This is a genomic window from Streptomyces aureus (assembly GCF_001418135.1).
In the GTDB taxonomy this organism is placed as follows: domain Bacteria; phylum Actinomycetota; class Actinomycetes; order Streptomycetales; family Streptomycetaceae; genus Streptomyces; species Streptomyces aureus_A.
This window is the reverse complement of the sequence record NZ_LIPQ01000054.1, coordinates 1-18,073: the sequence shown is the minus strand read 5'-3', so window position 1 is coordinate 18,073 and position 18,073 is coordinate 1. Positions and strand designations below refer to the sequence as shown.

General features: G+C 71.4%; 14 protein-coding genes and 3 pseudogenes. 11 read left to right on the top strand and 6 right to left on the bottom strand.

Translation table 11 applies throughout. The annotated features are described in order from the left end of the window. The first annotated feature begins 58 nt into the window (after window positions 1-58). Complete coding sequence (locus tag AOK00_RS06305) at window positions 59-1,957, top strand: propionyl-CoA synthetase (protein WP_055599321.1); 1,899 nt, start codon at window positions 59-61, stop codon at window positions 1,955-1,957. A 43-nt stretch (window positions 1,958-2,000) separates the two neighbouring features. Here the strand turns inward: AOK00_RS06305 and AOK00_RS06300 are convergent, their stop codons facing one another. Further along, window positions 2,001-2,279 carry a hypothetical protein gene (locus AOK00_RS06300; protein ID WP_055599320.1) on the bottom strand — a complete coding sequence of 93 codons (279 nt, stop codon included), beginning with the start codon at window positions 2,277-2,279 and terminating at the stop codon, window positions 2,001-2,003. 275 nt (window positions 2,280-2,554) lie between these two features. Between AOK00_RS06300 and AOK00_RS06295 the strand changes: the two genes are divergently transcribed. Then, window positions 2,555-3,049, top strand: coding sequence for a hypothetical protein (locus tag AOK00_RS06295; RefSeq protein WP_055599319.1), 495 nt, complete (start codon window positions 2,555-2,557; stop codon window positions 3,047-3,049). A 168-nt stretch (window positions 3,050-3,217) separates the two neighbouring features. Further along, window positions 3,218-3,373, top strand: a complete 156-nt coding sequence (locus AOK00_RS39385) for a DUF6131 family protein (protein ID WP_173861513.1) — start codon at window positions 3,218-3,220, stop codon at window positions 3,371-3,373. Between the two features lie 66 nt (window positions 3,374-3,439). Here the strand turns inward: AOK00_RS39385 and AOK00_RS06290 are convergent. Beyond that, window positions 3,440-4,228: pseudogene (locus AOK00_RS06290) on the bottom strand (sigma factor-like helix-turn-helix DNA-binding protein); the annotation flags it as partial. Between the two features lie 217 nt (window positions 4,229-4,445). Between AOK00_RS06290 and AOK00_RS06280 the strand changes: the two are divergent. The 5 genes from AOK00_RS06280 (at window position 4,446) to AOK00_RS06260 (ending at window position 8,835) form a co-directional block, all read left to right on the top strand. Then, window positions 4,446-5,270 carry a YhjD/YihY/BrkB family envelope integrity protein gene (locus AOK00_RS06280; protein WP_055599317.1) on the top strand — a complete coding sequence of 275 codons (825 nt, stop codon included), beginning with the start codon at window positions 4,446-4,448 and terminating at the stop codon, window positions 5,268-5,270. A 162-nt stretch (window positions 5,271-5,432) separates the two neighbouring features. Next, a complete protein-coding gene (locus AOK00_RS06275) occupies window positions 5,433-5,804 on the top strand; it encodes a PRC-barrel domain-containing protein (protein WP_055599316.1) in 372 nt (123 codons plus the stop codon). Between the two features lie 280 nt (window positions 5,805-6,084). Continuing rightward, window positions 6,085-6,681, top strand: coding sequence for a snapalysin family zinc-dependent metalloprotease (locus AOK00_RS06270; protein ID WP_055599315.1), 597 nt, complete (start codon window positions 6,085-6,087; stop codon window positions 6,679-6,681). A 161-nt stretch (window positions 6,682-6,842) separates the two neighbouring features. Beyond that, entirely contained in the window at window positions 6,843-8,081 is a 1,239-nt protein-coding gene (locus tag AOK00_RS06265) for a hypothetical protein (protein WP_055599314.1), read from the top strand. Then, on the top strand, window positions 8,065-8,835 hold the full coding sequence (locus AOK00_RS06260; protein WP_173861512.1) for a hypothetical protein: 771 nt from the start codon (window positions 8,065-8,067) through the stop codon (window positions 8,833-8,835). The genes AOK00_RS06265 and AOK00_RS06260 overlap by 17 nt, the downstream gene beginning before the upstream one ends. A 187-nt stretch (window positions 8,836-9,022) precedes the next feature. Here the strand turns inward: AOK00_RS06260 and AOK00_RS06255 are convergent, their stop codons facing one another. Next, window positions 9,023-10,027 carry a glutathione S-transferase family protein gene (locus AOK00_RS06255; protein WP_055599312.1) on the bottom strand — a complete coding sequence of 335 codons (1,005 nt, stop codon included), beginning with the start codon at window positions 10,025-10,027 and terminating at the stop codon, window positions 9,023-9,025. A gap of 431 nt (window positions 10,028-10,458) precedes the next feature. Between AOK00_RS06255 and AOK00_RS06250 the strand changes: the two genes are divergently transcribed. Continuing rightward, window positions 10,459-11,454 (top strand): PHP domain-containing protein, encoded by a 996-nt coding sequence (locus tag AOK00_RS06250; protein WP_055599311.1) that lies wholly within the window; start codon window positions 10,459-10,461, stop codon window positions 11,452-11,454. A gap of 128 nt (window positions 11,455-11,582) precedes the next feature. On the opposite strand, the gene AOK00_RS06245 is transcribed toward AOK00_RS06250, so the two are convergent. Further along, the gene (locus AOK00_RS06245; RefSeq protein ID WP_055599310.1) at window positions 11,583-12,140 is read right to left on the bottom strand and encodes a SixA phosphatase family protein; all 558 of its coding nucleotides are present in this window, start codon (window positions 12,138-12,140) and stop codon (window positions 11,583-11,585) included. Between the two features lie 355 nt (window positions 12,141-12,495). Here AOK00_RS06245 and AOK00_RS38095 point away from each other — a divergent pair. Beyond that, window positions 12,496-12,660: pseudogene (locus AOK00_RS38095) on the top strand (DUF2252 family protein); the annotation flags it as partial. A gap of 296 nt (window positions 12,661-12,956) precedes the next feature. Continuing rightward, window positions 12,957-14,204, top strand: coding sequence for an esterase/lipase family protein (locus AOK00_RS06240; RefSeq protein ID WP_055599309.1), 1,248 nt, complete (start codon window positions 12,957-12,959; stop codon window positions 14,202-14,204). Window positions 14,205-14,707: 503 nt separating this feature from the next. On the opposite strand, the gene AOK00_RS06235 is transcribed toward AOK00_RS06240, so the two are convergent. Together AOK00_RS06235 and AOK00_RS40025 are read right to left on the bottom strand one after the other, a co-directional pair. Continuing rightward, window positions 14,708-17,938 carry a tetratricopeptide repeat-containing protein kinase family protein gene (locus AOK00_RS06235; protein WP_301554187.1) on the bottom strand — a complete coding sequence of 1,077 codons (3,231 nt, stop codon included), beginning with the start codon at window positions 17,936-17,938 and terminating at the stop codon, window positions 14,708-14,710. Continuing rightward, window positions 17,881-18,073 (bottom strand): annotated as a pseudogene (locus AOK00_RS40025) (MoxR family ATPase); the annotation flags it as partial. The gene AOK00_RS06235 and the pseudogene AOK00_RS40025, both read right to left, overlap by 58 nt.

The following is an 18,073-nucleotide window of genomic DNA, read 5'->3' as shown; positions in this document are numbered from 1 at the left end:
TCGCGTCGGGGTTCCGACGCCACGGCGTCGGAACCCCGACGCGACAAAGGAGTCCGCGATGGGAACGTACGAGGATGTCTTCCGCGCCAGTACGGAAGACCCCGAGTCCTTCTGGCTCGGCGCCGCCGAGGGCATCGACTGGGATGTCGTGCCGCGACGCGCCCTGGACTCCTCGGGCGCCCCCTTCTACCGCTGGTTCCCGGACGGGCGGCTCAACGTCTGCTTCAACGCGCTCGACCGGCACGTCGAAGCCGGCCGGGGCGACCAGCCCGCGCTCGTCTACGACTCCCCCGTCACCGGCACCCGGCGTATCTACAGCTACGCCCGGCTGAGGGACGAGGTCGCGGTTTTCGCCGGGGCGCTCGCCCGGCTCGGCGTGGGGCGTGGCGACCGGGTGGTGATCTACATGCCGATGGTTCCGGAGGCCGCCGTCGCGATGCTGGCCTGCGCGCGCGTCGGCGCGGTCCACTCGGTCGTCTTCGGCGGGTTCGCCCCGCGCGAGCTCGCCCTCCGCATCGACGACGCCACGCCCAAGGTGGTCGTCTCCGCCTCCTGCGGCATCGAGGGCAAGCGTGTCATCGCGTACAAGCCGCTCCTCGACGAGGCGATCGAACTCGCCGCCCACAAACCCGAGAAGAGCGTGATCCTGCAACGGCCACAGGCACCGGCCGAGCTGGGGCCCCACGACCTCGACTGGGCCGGCCTGGTGGCCGCGTCATCGCCGGCCGAGTGCGTTCCCGTATCCGCGAACGACCCCCTCTACATCCTCTACACCTCCGGAACCACCGGAAAGCCCAAGGGTGTGGTGCGTGACTGCGGCGGCTACGCGGTCGCCCTGCACTGGTCGATGGGCGCCGTGTACGACATCGGCCCGGGCGAGACGATGTTCACCGGATCCGACGTCGGCTGGGTCGTCGGACATTCGTACATCGTCTACGGGCCCCTGCTGGTCGGCGCCACGACCGTCCTGTACGAGGGCAAGCCGGTCGGAACGCCGGACGCGGGTCAGTTCTGGCGCGTCGCGGCCGAGTACGGCGTCAAGACCATGTTCACGGCGCCCACGGCCTTCCGGGCCATCCGCAAGGAGGACCCGGAGGGAACGCTCGCGGCGGACCACGACCTCTCCGCCCTGCGCTACCTCTTCCTCGCCGGCGAGCGCCTCGACCCCGAGACCTATCGCTGGGCGAGTGCTCTCCTGGACGTCCCCGTGATCGACCACTGGTGGCAGACCGAGACCGGCTGGCCCATCGTCGCCAACCCGGTCGGGATCGAAGCCGCCCCCATCAGGCCCGGCTCCCCCACGCGCCCGCTGCCCGGCTGGGACGTCCGTGTCCTCGACCCCTCGGGCGAGCCGGCCCCGGCGGGCGTCGACGGCGCGATCGTGGTCGGACTGCCCCTGCCGCCGGGAGCGCTCCCCACCCTCTGGAACGACGACGAACGCTACATCGCCTCCTATCTGGCCGCCTACGACGGCTACTACCTGACGGGAGACAGCGGGCACATCGACGACGACGGCTACGTCTTCGTCATGGGCCGCACCGACGACGTCATCAACGTCGCCGGACACCGGCTGTCCACGGGCAGCATGGAGGAGGCCCTGGCAGCCCACCCCGACGTCGCCGAGTGCGCGGTCATCGGCGTCGCCGACCAACTCAAGGGACAGGTGCCGCGGGGCTTCGTCGTCCTGAAGGCCGGCACTGCCCGCGAACCGGGCGAGGTCGAGGCCGAACTCGTCCAGCTCGTACGCGACCGCATCGGGGCCGTCGCCTCCCTCAAGGACGTGGCGGTCGTGGCCGCGCTGCCCAAGACGCGCTCGGGAAAGATCCTTCGCAGGACGATGCGCGGGATCGCCGACGGCCGTGACGAACCCCTCCCGTCCACCGTCGACGACGCGAGTGTCATCGACGCGCTGCGCCCCGTCCTCCGGCGCACCGGTGACGGCGGTCGCAACCCGTGAAGGGGGTCTCAGCCGTCTGTGGGTCGGACCTGGGTCGGTGGTGCTACGCCGCCGCGGGCCGCGAGCGCGGGGCGATCCGGACGGGGCCGACGACCGTCAGCGGGGTCCCCAGGCCTTCGCACAGGCGGCGGGCGCGGGCGAGCACGCTGAGCGAGGCCGGGGAGGGGTCATGGGTGGGCAGCTGTATCCGTACATGCCGCGGACCATGGGCGGCGAGGAGCGCCTCGATGTGCAGGATGACCGCCGCACGGCCGGTGACATCGAGGTCGCGCAGGAGGGTCACGTGCAGGACGCGATCCTCGAAGACATGGCTGATGAGCATGAACCCTCCTGCCATACGTCGGTCCCCCCTCTGCCCCGGCCCTCTGTGGACGAGAGGAGGCGAGGGGTGGTGGACAGGAACAAGTATCCGACAACCGTTCCGCAGCGGCGCGCGGGACGCCGGAGGACCGGCCCCCGCCCGGTCGGGAAGCCCTTCCCGACGATGGCGGTACGGACTACGGGAGGGGGGCCGGGAGCGGTACGCGGCGGTTTCGGCGTACTCCCTCCGGGCAGCCGCCCGAGAGGGCACCCGTCGCAGCGAAGGGGGTGTGGGCCATGTCCACTGGAACGATTCTGGCCATTGCCATTCCGGCCGCGGTGCTGGTCGTCCTGATCGTGTCGGCGTTCGCGCTGGACCGTCGGCACCGGCCGCGGGAGCCCTCCAGCCCGGATAAACGGCACGACTCTCCCGACACCCACCCCCTGCCGGACCACGTACGGGATCGCTACCTGCGGGAGTGGCAAGGCGTGCAGGAGCAGTTCGTCGACCGGCCGGAGGCGGCGGTCCACGACGCGGACCGGCTGGTGACCGTACTCATGCGGGAGCGCGGTTACCCCACGGAGGACTTCGAGCAGCGCACGCTCGACCTGTCCGCGGAACACGGCCACGCCCTGGAGCGCTACCGCGAGGCCCACGAGATCGGCCTGCTCGCCGCCACGCACCGGGCCACCACCGAGCAGCTGCGCGGAGCGATGGTCCACTATCGAGCCCTCTTCGACGAACTCCTCTCCGACGGGGACCAGGCCGGCCCCGGAGGCACCGGGCGATAGGGAGCGGTGACCGGGCTCCTGCCATGTTTACGGGGCACGAAAACGGCTAACCGCGATACAGCGAACGGTGTCGCAGGAGAACGAGCACCTCCCGGCGAAGGGCCCGCCGAGCCGCCCGCGGCCCGTTACCCACGCGCACGCGGCTCACCTCAGAGAGCGAGGCACACCATGATCCTTCTCGGAGTCATTCTGCTCATCATCGGTCTCATCGCCGGCATTTCGATTCTGTGGACCATCGGGGTCGTGCTGGTCGTCATCGGCGCCATCCTGTGGATCCTCGGAGCCGTCGGGCATGGCGTGGGAGGCCGACGGCACTACTGGTGACGACGGTCCTCCTGGCGTCGACGAACCGGCCTGGATCCCCGGCCGAGGTGACCAGCCGGTACGGAGTCACACCGGCGCCGGCAGGTTCATGAGCGCCAGTTCGTCCGGGTCGATCACCGCGGTGATCTCGGTGATGCGGCCGTCGGTGACCACGAAGGCGAGGAGGGAGAGCGGGGTGCCGTCCTCGCTCCAGGCGATGACACCGGGGCGGCCGTCGACGGTCGCCGCGTGTCCTCGTGCCGCGGCGGCGGCCACGCGCGCGCGGGTGGCCACCTCGGTCGCCCCGAGCGTGACGAACCGACCGCCGCCCGGGGCGTGAACGGTGAACTTCACCTCGGGGTGGAGTACGTGCAGCAGTCGATCGAAACGGCCCTCGCCGGCCGCGGCCAGAAAGGCTTGGACCACCTCTCGTTGCTCTCGTGCGGCGTTCACCGGCCGCTGAGCGCCCTGCACTTTCCTGCGGGCGCGGCTGGTGAGCATCTTCGTCGCGTCGGCGGACCTGCCGAGGATCGTGCCTATCTCCCCGTGGGGTACGGCGAACACGTCGTGGAGTACGAACGCCAGCCGTTCGTCCGGGCGCAGCGCGTCGAGGACCGTGCGGAGCGCAAGACCGACGGAGTCCCCGAGTTCCACGAGGTCGTGCGGAGTGGGCTCTTCGTCGAGGGTCACGGTGTGTTCGGGCAGCTGGTCGTCGAGCGCGACGTGCGGGCGGGCCCGTCCCGACCGCAGGACATCGAGGCTGATGCGGCCGACCACGGTGGTCAGCCAGCCCCCGAGGTTGTCGATGGTGCCGGTGTCCTGGCGGGAGAGACGCAGCCAGGCCTCCTGAACCACGTCCTCCGCGTCGGCGTGTGAGCGGCCGGCCAGACCTGGGGCTGAGCCCGGCCCTGCCGCCGGCCGCGTGGGCGCTGAGCCCGGCCCGGGCCCTGCCGCCGGCCGCGCGGTGGTGACCGAACCCGTCCTGGTCCTACCGTGGAGAGAGCAGCGAATCCCTGGAGCGAGCCATGCTCGACTTTCCGAGCGCCGAAGGTGGGCCGGCGATGCCGGACGCGGCTCGGGCGCCGGACGGCTGATGACCGCCCGGCCCGCTGGGCGTCGGTCTCCGTTCGAGCGGATACGAAGCGTCATCCGCCGACTGCGCGCCGGGCACCGGTGGGGGCCGGTCACCGGGCTCGAACTGTGGCAGCGTTCGCTGGGGTTCGCGGCGCTCGGATTCCTCACCCTGATACCGCTGCTCATCGTCGTGTCCGCGGCCGGGGCGGGCAGCGGCAAGGGGTTCGCGCAGTGGCTCGGCGACGGACTCGGGGTCTCGGCGCCCGCCCGGCTGGAGATCGAGCAGCTGTTCGCGCTGCCGGGCCAGGTACGGCGCACCACGACGGCCTTCGGCCTCGCCCTGCTCGCCGTGTTCGGGCTCTCGTTCGGGACCGTGGTGCAGAGCGGCTACGAGAAGGTCTGGGAACTGCCCCCGGCCCGCTGGCGGGCCCGATGGCGGCATGTGCTGTGGCTGGCCGTCCTCCTGGGGGTCCTCTATCTGTTCGCCGTCGCCGCCTTCTGGCGACAGGGTCCGGCCGCGGGCGTGGTCACGATGCTGAGCGGCATCCTGTTCGTCTGGTGGTCGCAGCGCCTCCTGCTCGGCGGCAGGGTCGCGTGGACGGCCCTGCTGCCCGGTGCGGTGGCCACCGTGCTCGGGCTGCTGGGGCTCAGGGTGTTCTCCCGGCTCGTCTTCTCTCCGTTGATCGCGTCGAGCGCCGTCAGCTACGGGCCCTTCGGAGCGTTCCTGGTCATCCAGACCTGGCTCGTCGCGGTGGGCGTGGTCGTGTTCGGCGGCGCGCTGGCCGGCCGCCTGTTCCACGACGAGCTGCCCCGGGTGGCACACCCGCTGAAACGGCGGAAGTGACCCCCATGGGAGATCGAGGGCATGGGCGGCCGAGGCCGGGGCAGGCGGAGTACAGGCGAGCACGCCACGCGCCGCGTACGAAGCACGAAGCACGAAGCACGGAGAGGGAGGACGGCGGGGAACCGCACGCCGTCCTCTGCCTACCGGAGGAGTTGTTTTCGCGTGACCGAGCACATCTGGAGCTACAAGTCGACCACGGGCCACCTGGCCGGGACCGATCTGACCGGCTACAAGGTCGAGGCGACCGACGGCAGCATCGGGAAGGTGGACAAGCACTCCGACGAGGTCGATGACGCCTATCTGGTCGTGGACACCGGCCCCTGGATCTTCGGCAAGGAAGTCCTGCTGCCGGCCGGCACCGTCTTCCGCATCGATGTGGACGAGCGGACGATCTTCGTCGACGGGACCAAGGAGCAGATCAAGGACGCTCCCGAGTTCCACCGCGACACACACCTGGACGACCCCGCCTACCGTCACGAGCTGGGCGCGTACTACATGCTGGGCGGCGGCCCCTTCGGCAACCGCCTGGTCTGACCCCCCGCGCGGCCGAGGGCCCGAACTCGAGGAGTTCGGGCCCTCGGCCGTCCGCACGTGACGGCCACACACCCAACCTGAGACTCAACTGACATTCCAGGATGCCCAGTTGATGAAATTTGGCCTGTCAGGTACATGACTTAATGGGGGCGGCAGCATACCGTCGGAACGCCCCGGAGGATCGGCGATCCGACCGCCCCAGGTCGACCGGCACCAGCGCCACTCCTCCCGCACTCTCGGTTCCGCCGGGTTCCGGGTCCCCCACGAGTGAAGGAGCAGCATGTCGCTCTCCACATGGCTGAAGACGGCCACCGTAGGCGTCGCCGTCGTCCTCGCCACGGCGTCGGCCACGACGGCGAACGCATCCCCCACGACGACGGAGGAACCGTCGGCCACTTCGAGCGCGTCGGCGGCAGTGGTGACACTTCGTTACGACGACAGCCGGGCCGGAGGCTGGGAGGCGGCCATCGCCGCCGGCGTCGCCTCGTGGAACGCGAACGTCGACAACGTCAAGCTGGTCGAGGCCGCGCCGGGCACCCGGGCGGAGATCGTGATCGTGGCGACCACCGGATGGCCCCAGGCCACGCTCGGGCCCGTCCGTCCCGGCAGGCAGGTCCGTGTCGAACTCGGGAGTCAGGCCGTGAGTCAGGGGTACGACAAGACCCGCATCGCCGCCCATGAACTCGGCCACAGCCTGGGCCTCCCGGACACGAAGCCCGGCCCGTGCTCGCAGCTGATGTCGGGGTCGAGCGCCGGCACGGCGTGCGTGAACGCGATACCCGACGCGGCCGAACAGGCACGGGTGGAGTCGGCCTACGCCAACGGTGCCGCCTCACGCATCGTCACCGACGGCCGAACCCTCGTGGACGCCCCGTGAGTTCGTGACCCCGTAACCCAAGGCCCCGAAGGGCGGGGCGTCCGGTCGCGGTCCGCGATCGGGCGCCCTGCCGTCGCCGTACACAGAACCCCGTTGTGGGCGCCGCGGACGACGCAGTACCGTCCGGAAGTTCATGGCGGAGTTCGAACGGCAGGCATGGTGTGACGCACACGACAGAGCTGACAGAGGCCCGCATCGAGGATGCGAGCAACATCCTGGTCGCACCTTCGGAGTGGCGCGACCACGACGTGATCAGGGACTTCTTCGGGTCCACGATCACGCCGGAGGACCTCGCCTCCGGTTCGCCCGACCTCGCGCGGAAGACCGTCTACCTGTGCGGCGACGTGTCCCGGATCAGCGGCCGCCACCTGCGTGCGGCAGCGCGGGTGTTCGTCGTCCGGGAGCTGTCACACGGTGACGACGGGGACGTCGACGCGTCGTGGACCCTCGTCGACCTCGGCCGGGTACCCGTCCGCGTGCACGGCGCCGGCGTGTACTACCGCCGCTTCTTCGACCTCGCCGCCGATCACTTCGGACGGATCGGAGCGGAGCACGCCTTCCAGTCCCTGACGGAGTCCACCAAGCCCGGAACGGCCCATCGCAGCGGCATCTACCTGACGCCGGTGACACGAGACGGCGACGACCTGCGTTTCCGCCTGCTGCGGTGCTCCACGAATCTCTCGGGCCCGACCGACAACTTCCGCGCGACCGACACGGAGATCGTCGACGCCCTGAACCGCGAGGCCGCCGCCGTCTTCCGGGACCAGGCACCGCTCAATCACGTTCTCGCCCAGATCTACCACAACACCCTCGCCACGGCCGAGCGCAAGCAGTCCAAGGCCAGGATCTCGGCCCATGCCGACAAGACCAAGGACATGCCCGTCAACGGCATCATGGCCTTCTGCACGTTCTACGACGGGCTCGACAAACTGCGGCCCCTGGCCGAAGACCCCTTCGACCACGGTGTGAAGGGCGCCAGCGGGCTGACCAGACTCCACTTCCGCCTCAAGGAGCAGAACGAGGAACGCGACGGGTCGGCACGCGCGCTCCCCGCGCAGTTCACCGTGACCCTGTATCCCGGCTCCGTGTTCTTCATGCCGCTGTCCACCAACCGCCTGTACACGCACGAGATCCGGCCCTCGACGCTGGACGCCGAGTTGCTCCCGACGCGCCTGGGATACGTGGTGCGCTGTTCGAGCACCGAGGCCGTTCACAAGAACGGCCACACGTTCCTCGAAGCGGCCGGAGACCTGGTGAAGCTGGAGCCACCCACAGCGGACGGGATGGAGGACCTGCGCGGGCTCTACGCCGAGGAGAACAGGACCTCGTCCTTCGTCGACTACGGCGACAGGTTCCTCTTCAGCATGAACTCGGGAGACTACCGTGCCCCCCGCGTCTAGGATTTCGGACGGGATCCTCTCGTGCGCCATGCCGGGCGAGGAGAACCTCTTCGCGGAGCTGTCCGCGTCGGCTCTCTTCGAGGACGTAGGAAAGGGCCGCCGAGGCGCCACGCTCACCAAGGCCGACGAGGCGGACGGTGTGCCGCTCGTACGGACGACGACTCGGTACTGCAGCCCGACGCAGCGCTTCCGGGCGGTGCACGAGCGGCTGGCCCGGCAGATCCAGGAACGTGCGGCGCTCCCGGTCGGCTTCAACAACGCTCTCATCGAGACCTACACGAACGCCTGCACCACCATGGGCAGCCATTCCGACCAGGCGCTCGATCTGGCCGACGAGTCGTTCATCGCCGTCTTCTCCTGCTACCGGAATCCCGAGGCGGGCCCGCCGAGGAAGCTGATCTTCGAACCAAAGGGGTCCCCCGGAGAGAAGTTCGAGGTCCCCCTCGCTCACCACGGTGTCGTCGCGTTCTCCCTCGACACGAATCGGCGACTCAGGCACAAGATCGTTCTGGACAGGCCCGTCCCGGCGGTGGACAACCAGTGGCTGGGCGTGACCTTTCGGACGTCGAAGACCCTGGTCCGGTTTCGCGACGGACAGGCATACCTCCCGCAGGGTGGGCGTCTCACGTCGGCCGACGAGGAACAGGCGCGCGATTTCTACCGGCTGAGGCGCCGCGAGAACACCGAAACGGACTTCGTCTATCCGCCGCTGACGTACACGGTCAGCGAGAGCGATCTGACGCCGCCCGTCTGAGGAGCGGTCGAGCGGCGAGCAGCGGACGATTCCACAGGTGCCGCCGACCGTCGGGCACACCGGCGACCTGACGTGGATCCGGCCGGGCGCCGCGAAGGCCTCGTACACGGTCGCCGGTGTCGGTCGTCTTCGCGCGGAGGCCTCCGGCGCAGGACGAAGCGCCACCCCGCCCTTCCAGGTCCTGGATTCAGACATCGACAGCAGCCGAGCCGGGCGGCGGCACGCGCTCCGACGGGGGCGGCGGTCCTGGTGGGGTGCCGTCGCCGAACGGGTGGCCGCCGAGCTCCTCCCGCCCGTGCGGCGACAGCCAGCCCGAGAGGTCCGGGCCCCGGGGAACGATGCCGGTCGGATTGATGTCGTGATGGACGACGTAGTAGTGCGCCTTGATCTGCGCGAAGTCGATCGTGTCACCGAAACCGGGCGTCTGGAACAGGTCCCGCGCGTAGGCCCACAGAGCCGGGAGTTCGGTCAGTTTCTGCCGGTTGCACTTGAAGTGGCCGTGGTAGACGGCGTCGAAGCGCACGAGGGTCGGGAAGAGGCGGACGTCGGCCTCGGTGACCGTGTCCCCGACCAGATAGCGCCGGCGTCCGAGCCGCTCCTCCAGCCAGTCCAGCCGTTCCCACAGCCTTCGGTACGCCTTGTCGTACGCCTGCTGGCTGCCGGCGAAACCACACTGGTAGACGCCGTCGTTGACGTCCCGGTAGACCTTGTCGGCCACGTCGTCGATCTCGTCGCGCCACCGCTCCGGATAGAGGTCCGGGGCGCCGTCCCGCTGATGAGCCGCCCACTCGCTGCCCAGGTCGAGCGTCATCCGCTCGAAGTCGTTGGTCACCACGCGGCCGGTGGGGACGTCGACGATCGCGGGCACGGTGACGCCCCTCGAATAGCCCGGTTCGCGCCGCAGGAACGCCTCCTGCAGTCTCTCGATACCGAGGACGGGGTCCCGGCCACCGGGGTCGAGGTGGAAGACCCAACTGCGCTCGTCGTGCACGGGCCCGGCGATCCCCATCGAGAGCACGTCCTCCAGGCCCATCAGGCGCCGTACGATCGCACTCCGGTTCGCCCACGGACAGGCACGGGCGATGATCAGACGGTAGCGCCCGGGCTCCACGGGATACCCGTCCCGCCCGTCGGCCGTGATCCGGGTCCCGATGTACGTGCGGTCGCGCTCGAACGAGCCGTCACCGGTCATCGTCCCGGACCTTCCTCGCGCGCCTCGGCCCCGGAATCGCCGTCAGGGGCGACGACTGCGCCCCGAGCCGCGTCCTCGCCTGCCGAACGCCCGTCCGTCTCGGTCCATGACAGCGTGTCGCGCGGCTCGGCGCACGGTCTTCACGAGGAGATTTCCGATCGGCCATGCACGGGCGGCTACCCGCGCAGGCCCGTACTACGCCCGTCGCGGTGCGCGAGAGCAGCCGGTCCCGGACCGAGCCGCCCCCGCCCCGACCGCGTAGGCCCTCGGGTCGCGCCGGTCTCCTGCGCGGACAGGACCAGGCCGACAGGCAGGAACGTCGCCCCCGTGTTCCGGTTCCCGCCTCCCCGTCACCCCACCCCACCGGGCGGTCGGGCGTCCGGCCCCGCGCCCGACGTGTGCGCTTCCCGCCGCGGGCTGACACTGGAGCCATGGATCCGGACGAGGCTCTGCGCCGGATCGCCTTCCTCCTCGAATGGCGCGGGGCGTCCCCGTACCGGGTGCGGGCCTTCCACACGGCGGCCGACGCCGTCCGTGACCTGCCACCGGGCCCGGTGGACGCCGCCCGGGCGGGACGGCTGCGTGGAGTGGGCCCGGTCACCGCCGACGTGATCGCCCAGGCGTCGACCGGAGCGGTACCGAGCTACCTCGCCCACCTGGAGGCCGAGGCCGACCCGGCCGCCCGGGCCGGCTGGGACCTCGCGGCCGCGAGCACCGGGGACTGTCACCTGCACTCCGACTGGTCGGACGGCGGCAGCCCGGTCGAGGACATGGCCGACGCGGCCCGCGCCCTGGGCCACCAGTGGGCCGTACTGACCGATCACTCCCCGCGGCTGACGATCGCGCACGGACTGAGCGCCGAGCGGCTCGAAAGCCAGCTGGAGGCCGTGGCCGCCGTGAATTCCGGACTGGGCCCGGATTTCCGACTGCTGACCGGCATCGAGTGCGACATTCTCGAGGACGGCTCGCTCGACCAGGACGAGGGTCTCCTGGGCCGGCTCGACGTCGTCGTCGCATCCGTGCACTCCAAGCTCCGCTCGGAGCCCGAGCCGATGACCGCCCGTCTGCTGGCCGCGGTGAGCAACCCGCATGTCGACGTCCTCGGCCACTGCACGGGACGGATCATCACCGGTCGGGGGCGGCCGCAGTCCCGTTTCGACGCCGAGGCCGTGTTCGCCGCGTGCGCGGAGGCCGGCACCGCCGTGGAGATCAACTGCCGACCTGAACGGCGCGATCCGCCCGACGACCTGCTCGCGCAGGCCGCCGCCGCGGGCTGTCGCTTCGCCGTGGACACCGACGCCCACGCCCCCGAACAGCTGCGTTGGCAGAGCACGGGCTACGCGCGGGCGGCACGGTTCGGCCTGGGCGCGGACCGACTGATCACGACCTGGCCGCTCGGGCGGCTGCTGAAGAGCAGAAGCGGCTGAGCGTCGACCACTCGACCAGCCTCCTGCGGCCCCGCGGGTCGACCCGGCTCACGGCAGTTGCCGCCGAACGGGTGAAGGACCGCGGAGACGAACCCCTGCCAGGCGGCCCTACGAAACGAACCGCGGGGTCAGTCGGCCGGTGACCAGCAGGCAACCACGGTCCCGCAGCCCGGGGACAGCCGCTCCAAGCCGCCGTGCACGTCGATCACGATCACGCCCGAGGTCGGGAAGCCCGCCCGCACCCGCTCCCGCAGGTCGGGCGGGCCGCTCCCGCACAGGCCGACGGCCAGCTGGTGGATGCCCGGGTTGTGGCCGACCAGGGCCACGGAGCGGAGGCCCCGTCCTCGCTCCGTCAGGACGGTGACCAGCGTGCTCGGCGGCTCGTTGTAGAGCCCCTCGTCGTACACGACGGGCGTGTCCTTCAGCGCGGAAGCCGCGAGCTGCCAGGTCTGCCGCGTCCTGCGGGCCGGGGAGCACAGTACGAAGTCGGGCCCGAAACCGGAGCTCGCGAGCCAGAGGCCCGTCCGGGGTGCGTCGGCCTTTCCTCGCTTGCTCAGAGGACGGTCGAAGTCGTGGATCTGCTGGTCCTTGCGCACGGCCTTCGCGTGCCGCACCAGCAGCAGCCGGCACTCGGACGCCGTGCCGGGGGCTGAGGGCGCCGCCCGGGAACCTGGATCGGGGGACATCGCCGTCTCCTTCCGAGTGCGCTGGGTCTTGCCGCCGTGCTCACCGCGGTGGAGCCCATCGACCCCGGGTGCCGGCCCGGCTGACGAGGTGCCGCCCCGCCGCCGGGCGCTGCCACGAAGCCGCACCGCGCGCCTGGTGCCGACCGGGTCACCCGGGCGGTTCAGCCCGAGGTACGGGATCGGGAGGGGAGGCACGGATCGGCTCCGCAGGCGTCGACGTCCAACGGGCGTACCGTGCGCCGCCCTCCGGTGTGCGTCTGCCCCCTCCCACCCGGTCCAGTCGTGCACCGCGAAAGCATCAGTGTGCAGATCATGGCGTCCGCTCCGCTACGTGACCCGAGCCCGAGGGCGATCGTCCTACGCGCGGTCCGGGGACCGGATCGCGATCGCCGCGTACCCGGGCAGCGGCGACTCCTTCGACCGGGCACTCGCCACGTTCGCGGAGGCCTACGCCGACCAGAACGAGCGAGACCACCAGGCCCTCGTCGACGCCGTAGTCGCGGGCCGACCGCCCGCGGAGGAACTGCCGACGCCTGACCCGGGAAGGGGCTCGGAGACTTGCCGAGTTCCTGCCTTCCGGGAACCCCGAACCAGGTCACCGCTCGGTGGACGAGCCCCCCGACTCGGCTTCCCGGTACCGCCGCATCGGCCGGAGGGCGCGCCCCGCGTACGCGAGGCGCGAGAGAGGGAGTGTTATAGGCCATTCCGTCCCCGGAAGAGTGACCTTGCCGCACTCGGTTGGAGGTGCGGTTGTTCGCGTCGGAACGATGGGCGTGTTCGGCATGATCAGCCGCGATACCAAGGAGACGTCGAAGCATGTCCAAGCCTGTCGTCAACATCTGGGGCACCTCTCCGGGGGCTGAGCCCGCAGCCACGCAAGCTGCCCCCTGGGACACCGAGTGGGAGCTCCGCGACGGAACTGCCTGGGTCTTCCACAGCTCGCCCGGCCAGACGCACGTCCAGCGGCCGGTGATCCTCGCCGACGGCTTCGCCTCGGGAGCGAGCAACGGCCACCTGCTGTACGCGGGCTTGGAGAACGGGGACTACCCGTTCATCTCCACGCTGCGCGACAACGGCTTCGACGTCGTCCTCCTGGGCTTCGCCGACCGCTCCGCGTCCATCCTCGACAACGCCGGCGTCGCGATCGAGTGCATCCGGAGGACGGTCGCCGACCGCGACGGGAACGCCCCGCTGACGGTGGGCGGCTTCAGCATGGGAGGACTGGTCACGCGCTACGCCCTGGCCAAGATGGAAAGGCAGAGGGAGCAGCACGAGACCTCCACCTACCTCTCCTACGACACCCCGCACCGCGGCGCGTGGCTGCCTCTCGGAGTCCAGGCCTTCGCCCACTTCGTGAAGGAGCACTGGGGCAACACCAACCCGCTCCTCAGCCTCTACTCCGACCTGGTCAACAGCACCGCCGCTCGCCAGATGCTGCGCTGGCACCTCGAAACCGGTGCCGACACGACCCTCGACGTCGCCGCCGGCCAGCACCAGGAGCGGACCGACTTCCTGAACGCCCTGGAGCGGGTGGGCAGCTGGCCCCAGATCCCCCGCCTCCTCGGTGTCGCCAACGGAACGGGCACCGGTGATGGCAACGCCATCCCCGCCGACGACACCGCCTTGATCGCCGACGGGCCGAAGGTGGCCGGCGAGCTCCGCACGCAGGGCAGGGGATCGCAGACCGTCGCGTGGATGGAGAAGCCGGGCCAGGAGCGGGTATCGATCCGCACCACCGGCTTTCCCGAACTCGACGGCGCCCCCGGAGGTCTCTTCCCGAAGGCTCCGTTCCTGGAAGACGCCGCCAACTTCGGCATGGCCGCCATGCTGGCCGGGGTGGTCAACGGCGTCCCGGCGGAACTCGCCCACAACGCCTCCACCTTCGTCCCCACCGTCAGCGCCGTGGCGTCGGCCCGCATCGACGACCACAACGCGCTCTACAGCAAGGTCGACGCCGAGGAAAGCGATCTTCACGACTTCCTCTGCGCCACCACCAACGAAGGCCACACGGTCATGACCCGAGAACTCGGCGAATGGATCGTGGGCAAGCTCCAGGAGGCATAACCACCAGCAGACGCCCCCTCGGCGGGTGTCGGGCCCGGGACCTGGCGTCCCGGGCCCGACGAGGATGCCCCCCTGTAGGAAGTCGGTGAAGTGCACGCTGGTCCCCGAAGGCCTGCCGAGAGACGGACGCGGACGGCGTCCGCTCGACGCTCCACACGGAGCGAACGGAGGGTCCCGGCCGGAATGCAAGGGCGTCCAGCTCCCGTGATACGGCCTGCATGCCGCACGTCATGAGAGAGCGCGCAGCGCTCACCTGGCGGCCGTCCTCCCAGATTGCGGCCTCCGGCGTTCGAAACGAATGACGGACACGCCCCGAGCCACGAACGGTGCCACTTCGAGGTGGCGCAGGCCTCCGGTGCCGCACAGGTGTCCGCGCGCACCGATGGCAGCAGCCAGGTCGGCGCGAGCATGAGCATGACCCGCCGGCGGGATCGTTCGGGGTCTTGGCATGCACAGCTCATTCGCGTGGCCGACTGCGCCCACCACCGGCCACCCTGCGCGGCCTACCGCGCGGAGGCCTCCTCGCGGAGCTCCTCCAGCCATCCCCGCACGCGCGCGGCCTGCTCGAGGACCTCCGCGGCCGCTCCGGACGGTTCGCCGCCGAACCTGCGTGCCACGGCGGCGCACTCGTCGAGGGCGTCGAGGGCTTCGTCATGACGTCCCAGATCACCCAGGAGCACGGCGAGGTTGTTGAGGCTCACCGCGAAGTCCCTCCAGACCCGTCGCGCCCGGTCGGACGGCAAGGAGTCATAGACCTGGACCGCCTCGGTGACGGCCCGCAGCGCTTCGTGGCTCCGTCCCAGCTCGCCGAGCCGGGTCCCGAGGTTCGTCAGGCTCATCGCGAGGCCGTCGTCGCGGCCGGACGGGCCCCGCGCGGTCACCCTCCGGTCGATCGCGACGGCCTCCTCGACGGCCTGGAGCGCCTCCTCCCCCCGTGCCGCCTCGGCCAGGCGGTGGGAGAGGTTGTTCAGGACCATCGCATGACCCCAGCCGTAGACGGAGAGGTCCTGCCGCGTCAACTCCCGGTACAGGGACTCCGCTTCGGTGACCGCGGCGAGAGCGTAGCTCTCCCTGCCGGCCTCGCCCAGGCCCACGGACAGGTTGCTGAGGGCGCCGGCCAGCTCGGAGAGGTGGGACTCGCCCTCCGCGACGACCAGCTCCCGGTACACGCGTACGGCTTCCTCCGCGGCGTCGAGAGACTCCTGTCGACGCCCGAGGGATGCCAACCGGTTCGCGTACGTCGTGAGGAGGCAGCCGAACTCGACGCCGTAGACCCTCAGGTTCTCGCCGGCGAGCAGGCGCAGCTGGTGGACGTCCTCGGTGATCGCCACGAGGGAATCCGCCGGCGCTCGGCCGGCCCCCCCGCCGCCGGACGCGGTGGCGAACGCCTCGGCCAGGTCGGCGGCGGACGGCCGGAGGGCGGGGTCGCGCTGCAGACAGCGCCACAGCGTCCGGACGAGCTCCGGATCGACGCCGGGCGTCGCCAGTGGGCCCCGTTCCATGTCCTCGGCCCTCGGGTCGCCCCACTCTCCCGCCAGGAAGGCGAGGAGCAGAGCGCCGGCCGCGTGGACATCGCTCCGGGGAGTGAGCGCGGGACCATCGTCGTCCGCGTTGAGGTACTCCTGGTTTGTGGGGAGCTCGTCGCGGTACGGGCTGTCGGTGCCGTCCAGGGTCGCCGTCGCCCATCCGACCAGCCGCACGTCGTGGTCGGAGACGAGCACGGACCGGGGGGCGAGCGAGCCGTGCACGATGCCGAGCCCGTGGGCCCGGGCAAGCGCCTGGGACAGCCCGAGGCCGATCCGCAGGAAGTGTTCCTCCGGGACCGTTCCCCCGTACTCGTCGAGGACGGCCCGCAGGTTGGGAGCGGGACCCGACGACACGTCGCCCGTCCTGCGGTGGACGCAGGTCGCCGCGAGCCAGGGCGGCTGACCGACGGCGTGGGCCCCCAGGTCGACGAGCGAGGGAGCGTACGTGCCCGCCATCCTGAGCAGGCACTCGGCTTCCGTACGGACGAGGGACAGCGCGGCCGCCGGATCGGCGACGTGCAGCTCCGAGCCCATCCGGATCATGACGGGCGTGTCGTCCTCGTCCCTGGCCAGGAACATCACGACGTGCTGCCACCCGCTCGCACTTCGCGCCCAGAGCCGGAACCGGCCGATCCGCACCGGGTCCTCCGGCAGGAGCGCAACCCAGCCGGCCGGCGGCGTCTCCCCCGGCTCGTCGTCGGACGGCTCGTCGTCGGACGGCTCGAACTCGTACTCGTACAGCGACGGCACCTCGGCCCGGCCTCGGCGCGTGCCGTCGCGGTCCGCCGCCGACAGCAGCGGGCCGGCGTCCGCGGGCGGGATGCCGAGCCGCGCCATCAGTTGGTCCCGGAGCCAGCCGAAGGAGCGTCCCGTATCCCCGACCCGGGCCGTGCCGTCCGGGTGTCCGACCCAGGCAGGGAAGACCGGGGCGCGGCCGACGGCGGCCTCGATCTGCCGGGTGACGGCATCCGTGGTACGCAGGAGCTCCTTCGCGGGCACGGCGCTGAGCAGCAGGCGACGGGCCTCGTCGGAGAAGTCGAAGCACCGGTGGTGGGGCAGCCGTTCGGGCTCGTCCGCCCCCACTTCGTGCATCAGGCCGCCCAGGAACACCTCCATGAGGTGTCCGGGGTCCGTGGGGAATCCGAGGGCCGCCTGCACGAGGCGCATGACGGGTGGTGTGACGGGCGAGACGGCGGCCACGTGCGCCGCGAGCCGGTACGCCTCGGGGGTCGCGGCCTCCCGGAAGCGCAGGACCGCGCCCGCGTCGTCGCTCCGGCGGGTGGCGGCCGCGTCGGCCGGGCGGTCGGCGGGCGAGGCGGCGTCCCAGAGCGGGAGCAGCGCGGTGCCGCCCGGAGCGGCGATGAGCCGGGCCCAGTCGGCGACGGCCGCGGGAGTCGGTTCGAGGACCGGGACGGGTACGGGGTCGTAGCGGACGAGGTCGGGCGGCAGGTCCGGGTCGGTCACGTGCCAGTCGTGCGTCGGCCCGCCACGGCGACGGGTGGTGACCCGCCAGGGCCGGGCGGCGATCCCCGTGCTCGCCCAGAGCCGGGAGGGCAGGGCCTGGACGATCGCGGTGGGGCCGCACCGGGCCCACTGCTCGGTCACCCCGCGCATCCCGCCGTCCCACCAGGCGTCGCCGACGCCGTCGCTGACGACGACCACGAGGGTGTTCCCGGTCGGGTCGCACAGTGTCCTCGGCGACCGGGGGCGTCCTCGGTGCCGGTACGGGCTGGTGCGCAAGCCGGGCGTGGCGGCGCGCGTGTCGAGTCCGTACACGCGGACGTCGCGGAAGGCGCCCGCGCGTTCCATGAGTTCCCTGATCTCGGCGGCGAGGCGCTGCCAGAGGACCATGGAGACGCCGTCGTCGACGACGAGGGCGAGGGACAACCAGCGGGTGCGCGCCGGGCGGGTGACGGTCTCGGGAAGTCCGGTGTCGGCCATGGCCGCGACGGTCCGCGCGAGGTCGAGTTCCCGGCGGCCGGGGTCAGGGAAGCGCTGCCGCAGCGGTCGGAGGGCCTTGCCGAGGCGGAGCCGCTCCGCTCCGAAGGGGCGGGTGTCGGGGGCTCGGACGGGCATCGCGGGGGACGGTGCGTCCCCTGTGTCCGGCTCCGCGCCCGCCCGCCCGCTCCTGGCGGCGGAACGGCGACCCGCACCCGGGGGCGGTCCCGGGGGACGAGCGCGTTGCCGAGCGGGCCGAGCCTGATGTATTGACCGATGTCGGGTTCCGTGCCGTCCGCGTCACGGTGGAGGGTGGCCTCGCGCAGCCGGCCGACGGCGTCGTACTGGTAGAGGGCGTCCTGCAGGGTCGAGCGGCTGTTCACGGGCCACTGGAGCTGTCTCTTA

Excerpts from the sequence above, each read along its gene's own strand:
- AOK00_RS06255 (WP_055599312.1), bottom strand. The coding sequence starts at position 10,027 with ATGACCGGTGACGGCTCGTTCGAGCGCGACCGCACGTACATCGGGACC.
- AOK00_RS39385 (WP_173861513.1), top strand. The coding sequence starts at position 3,218 with ATGATCCTTCTCGGAGTCATTCTGCTCATCATCGGTCTCATCGCCGGC.
- AOK00_RS06280 (WP_055599317.1), top strand. The coding sequence starts at position 4,446 with ATGACCGCCCGGCCCGCTGGGCGTCGGTCTCCGTTCGAGCGGATACGA.
- AOK00_RS06240 (WP_055599309.1), top strand. The coding sequence starts at position 12,957 with ATGTCCAAGCCTGTCGTCAACATCTGGGGCACCTCTCCGGGGGCTGAG.
- AOK00_RS06270 (WP_055599315.1), top strand. The coding sequence starts at position 6,085 with ATGTCGCTCTCCACATGGCTGAAGACGGCCACCGTAGGCGTCGCCGTC.
- AOK00_RS06300 (WP_055599320.1), bottom strand. The coding sequence starts at position 2,279 with ATGCTCATCAGCCATGTCTTCGAGGATCGCGTCCTGCACGTGACCCTC.
- AOK00_RS06245 (WP_055599310.1), bottom strand. The coding sequence starts at position 12,140 with ATGTCCCCCGATCCAGGTTCCCGGGCGGCGCCCTCAGCCCCCGGCACG.
- AOK00_RS06250 (WP_055599311.1), top strand. The coding sequence starts at position 10,459 with ATGGATCCGGACGAGGCTCTGCGCCGGATCGCCTTCCTCCTCGAATGG.
- AOK00_RS06305 (WP_055599321.1), top strand. The coding sequence starts at position 59 with ATGGGAACGTACGAGGATGTCTTCCGCGCCAGTACGGAAGACCCCGAG.
- AOK00_RS06295 (WP_055599319.1), top strand. The coding sequence starts at position 2,555 with ATGTCCACTGGAACGATTCTGGCCATTGCCATTCCGGCCGCGGTGCTG.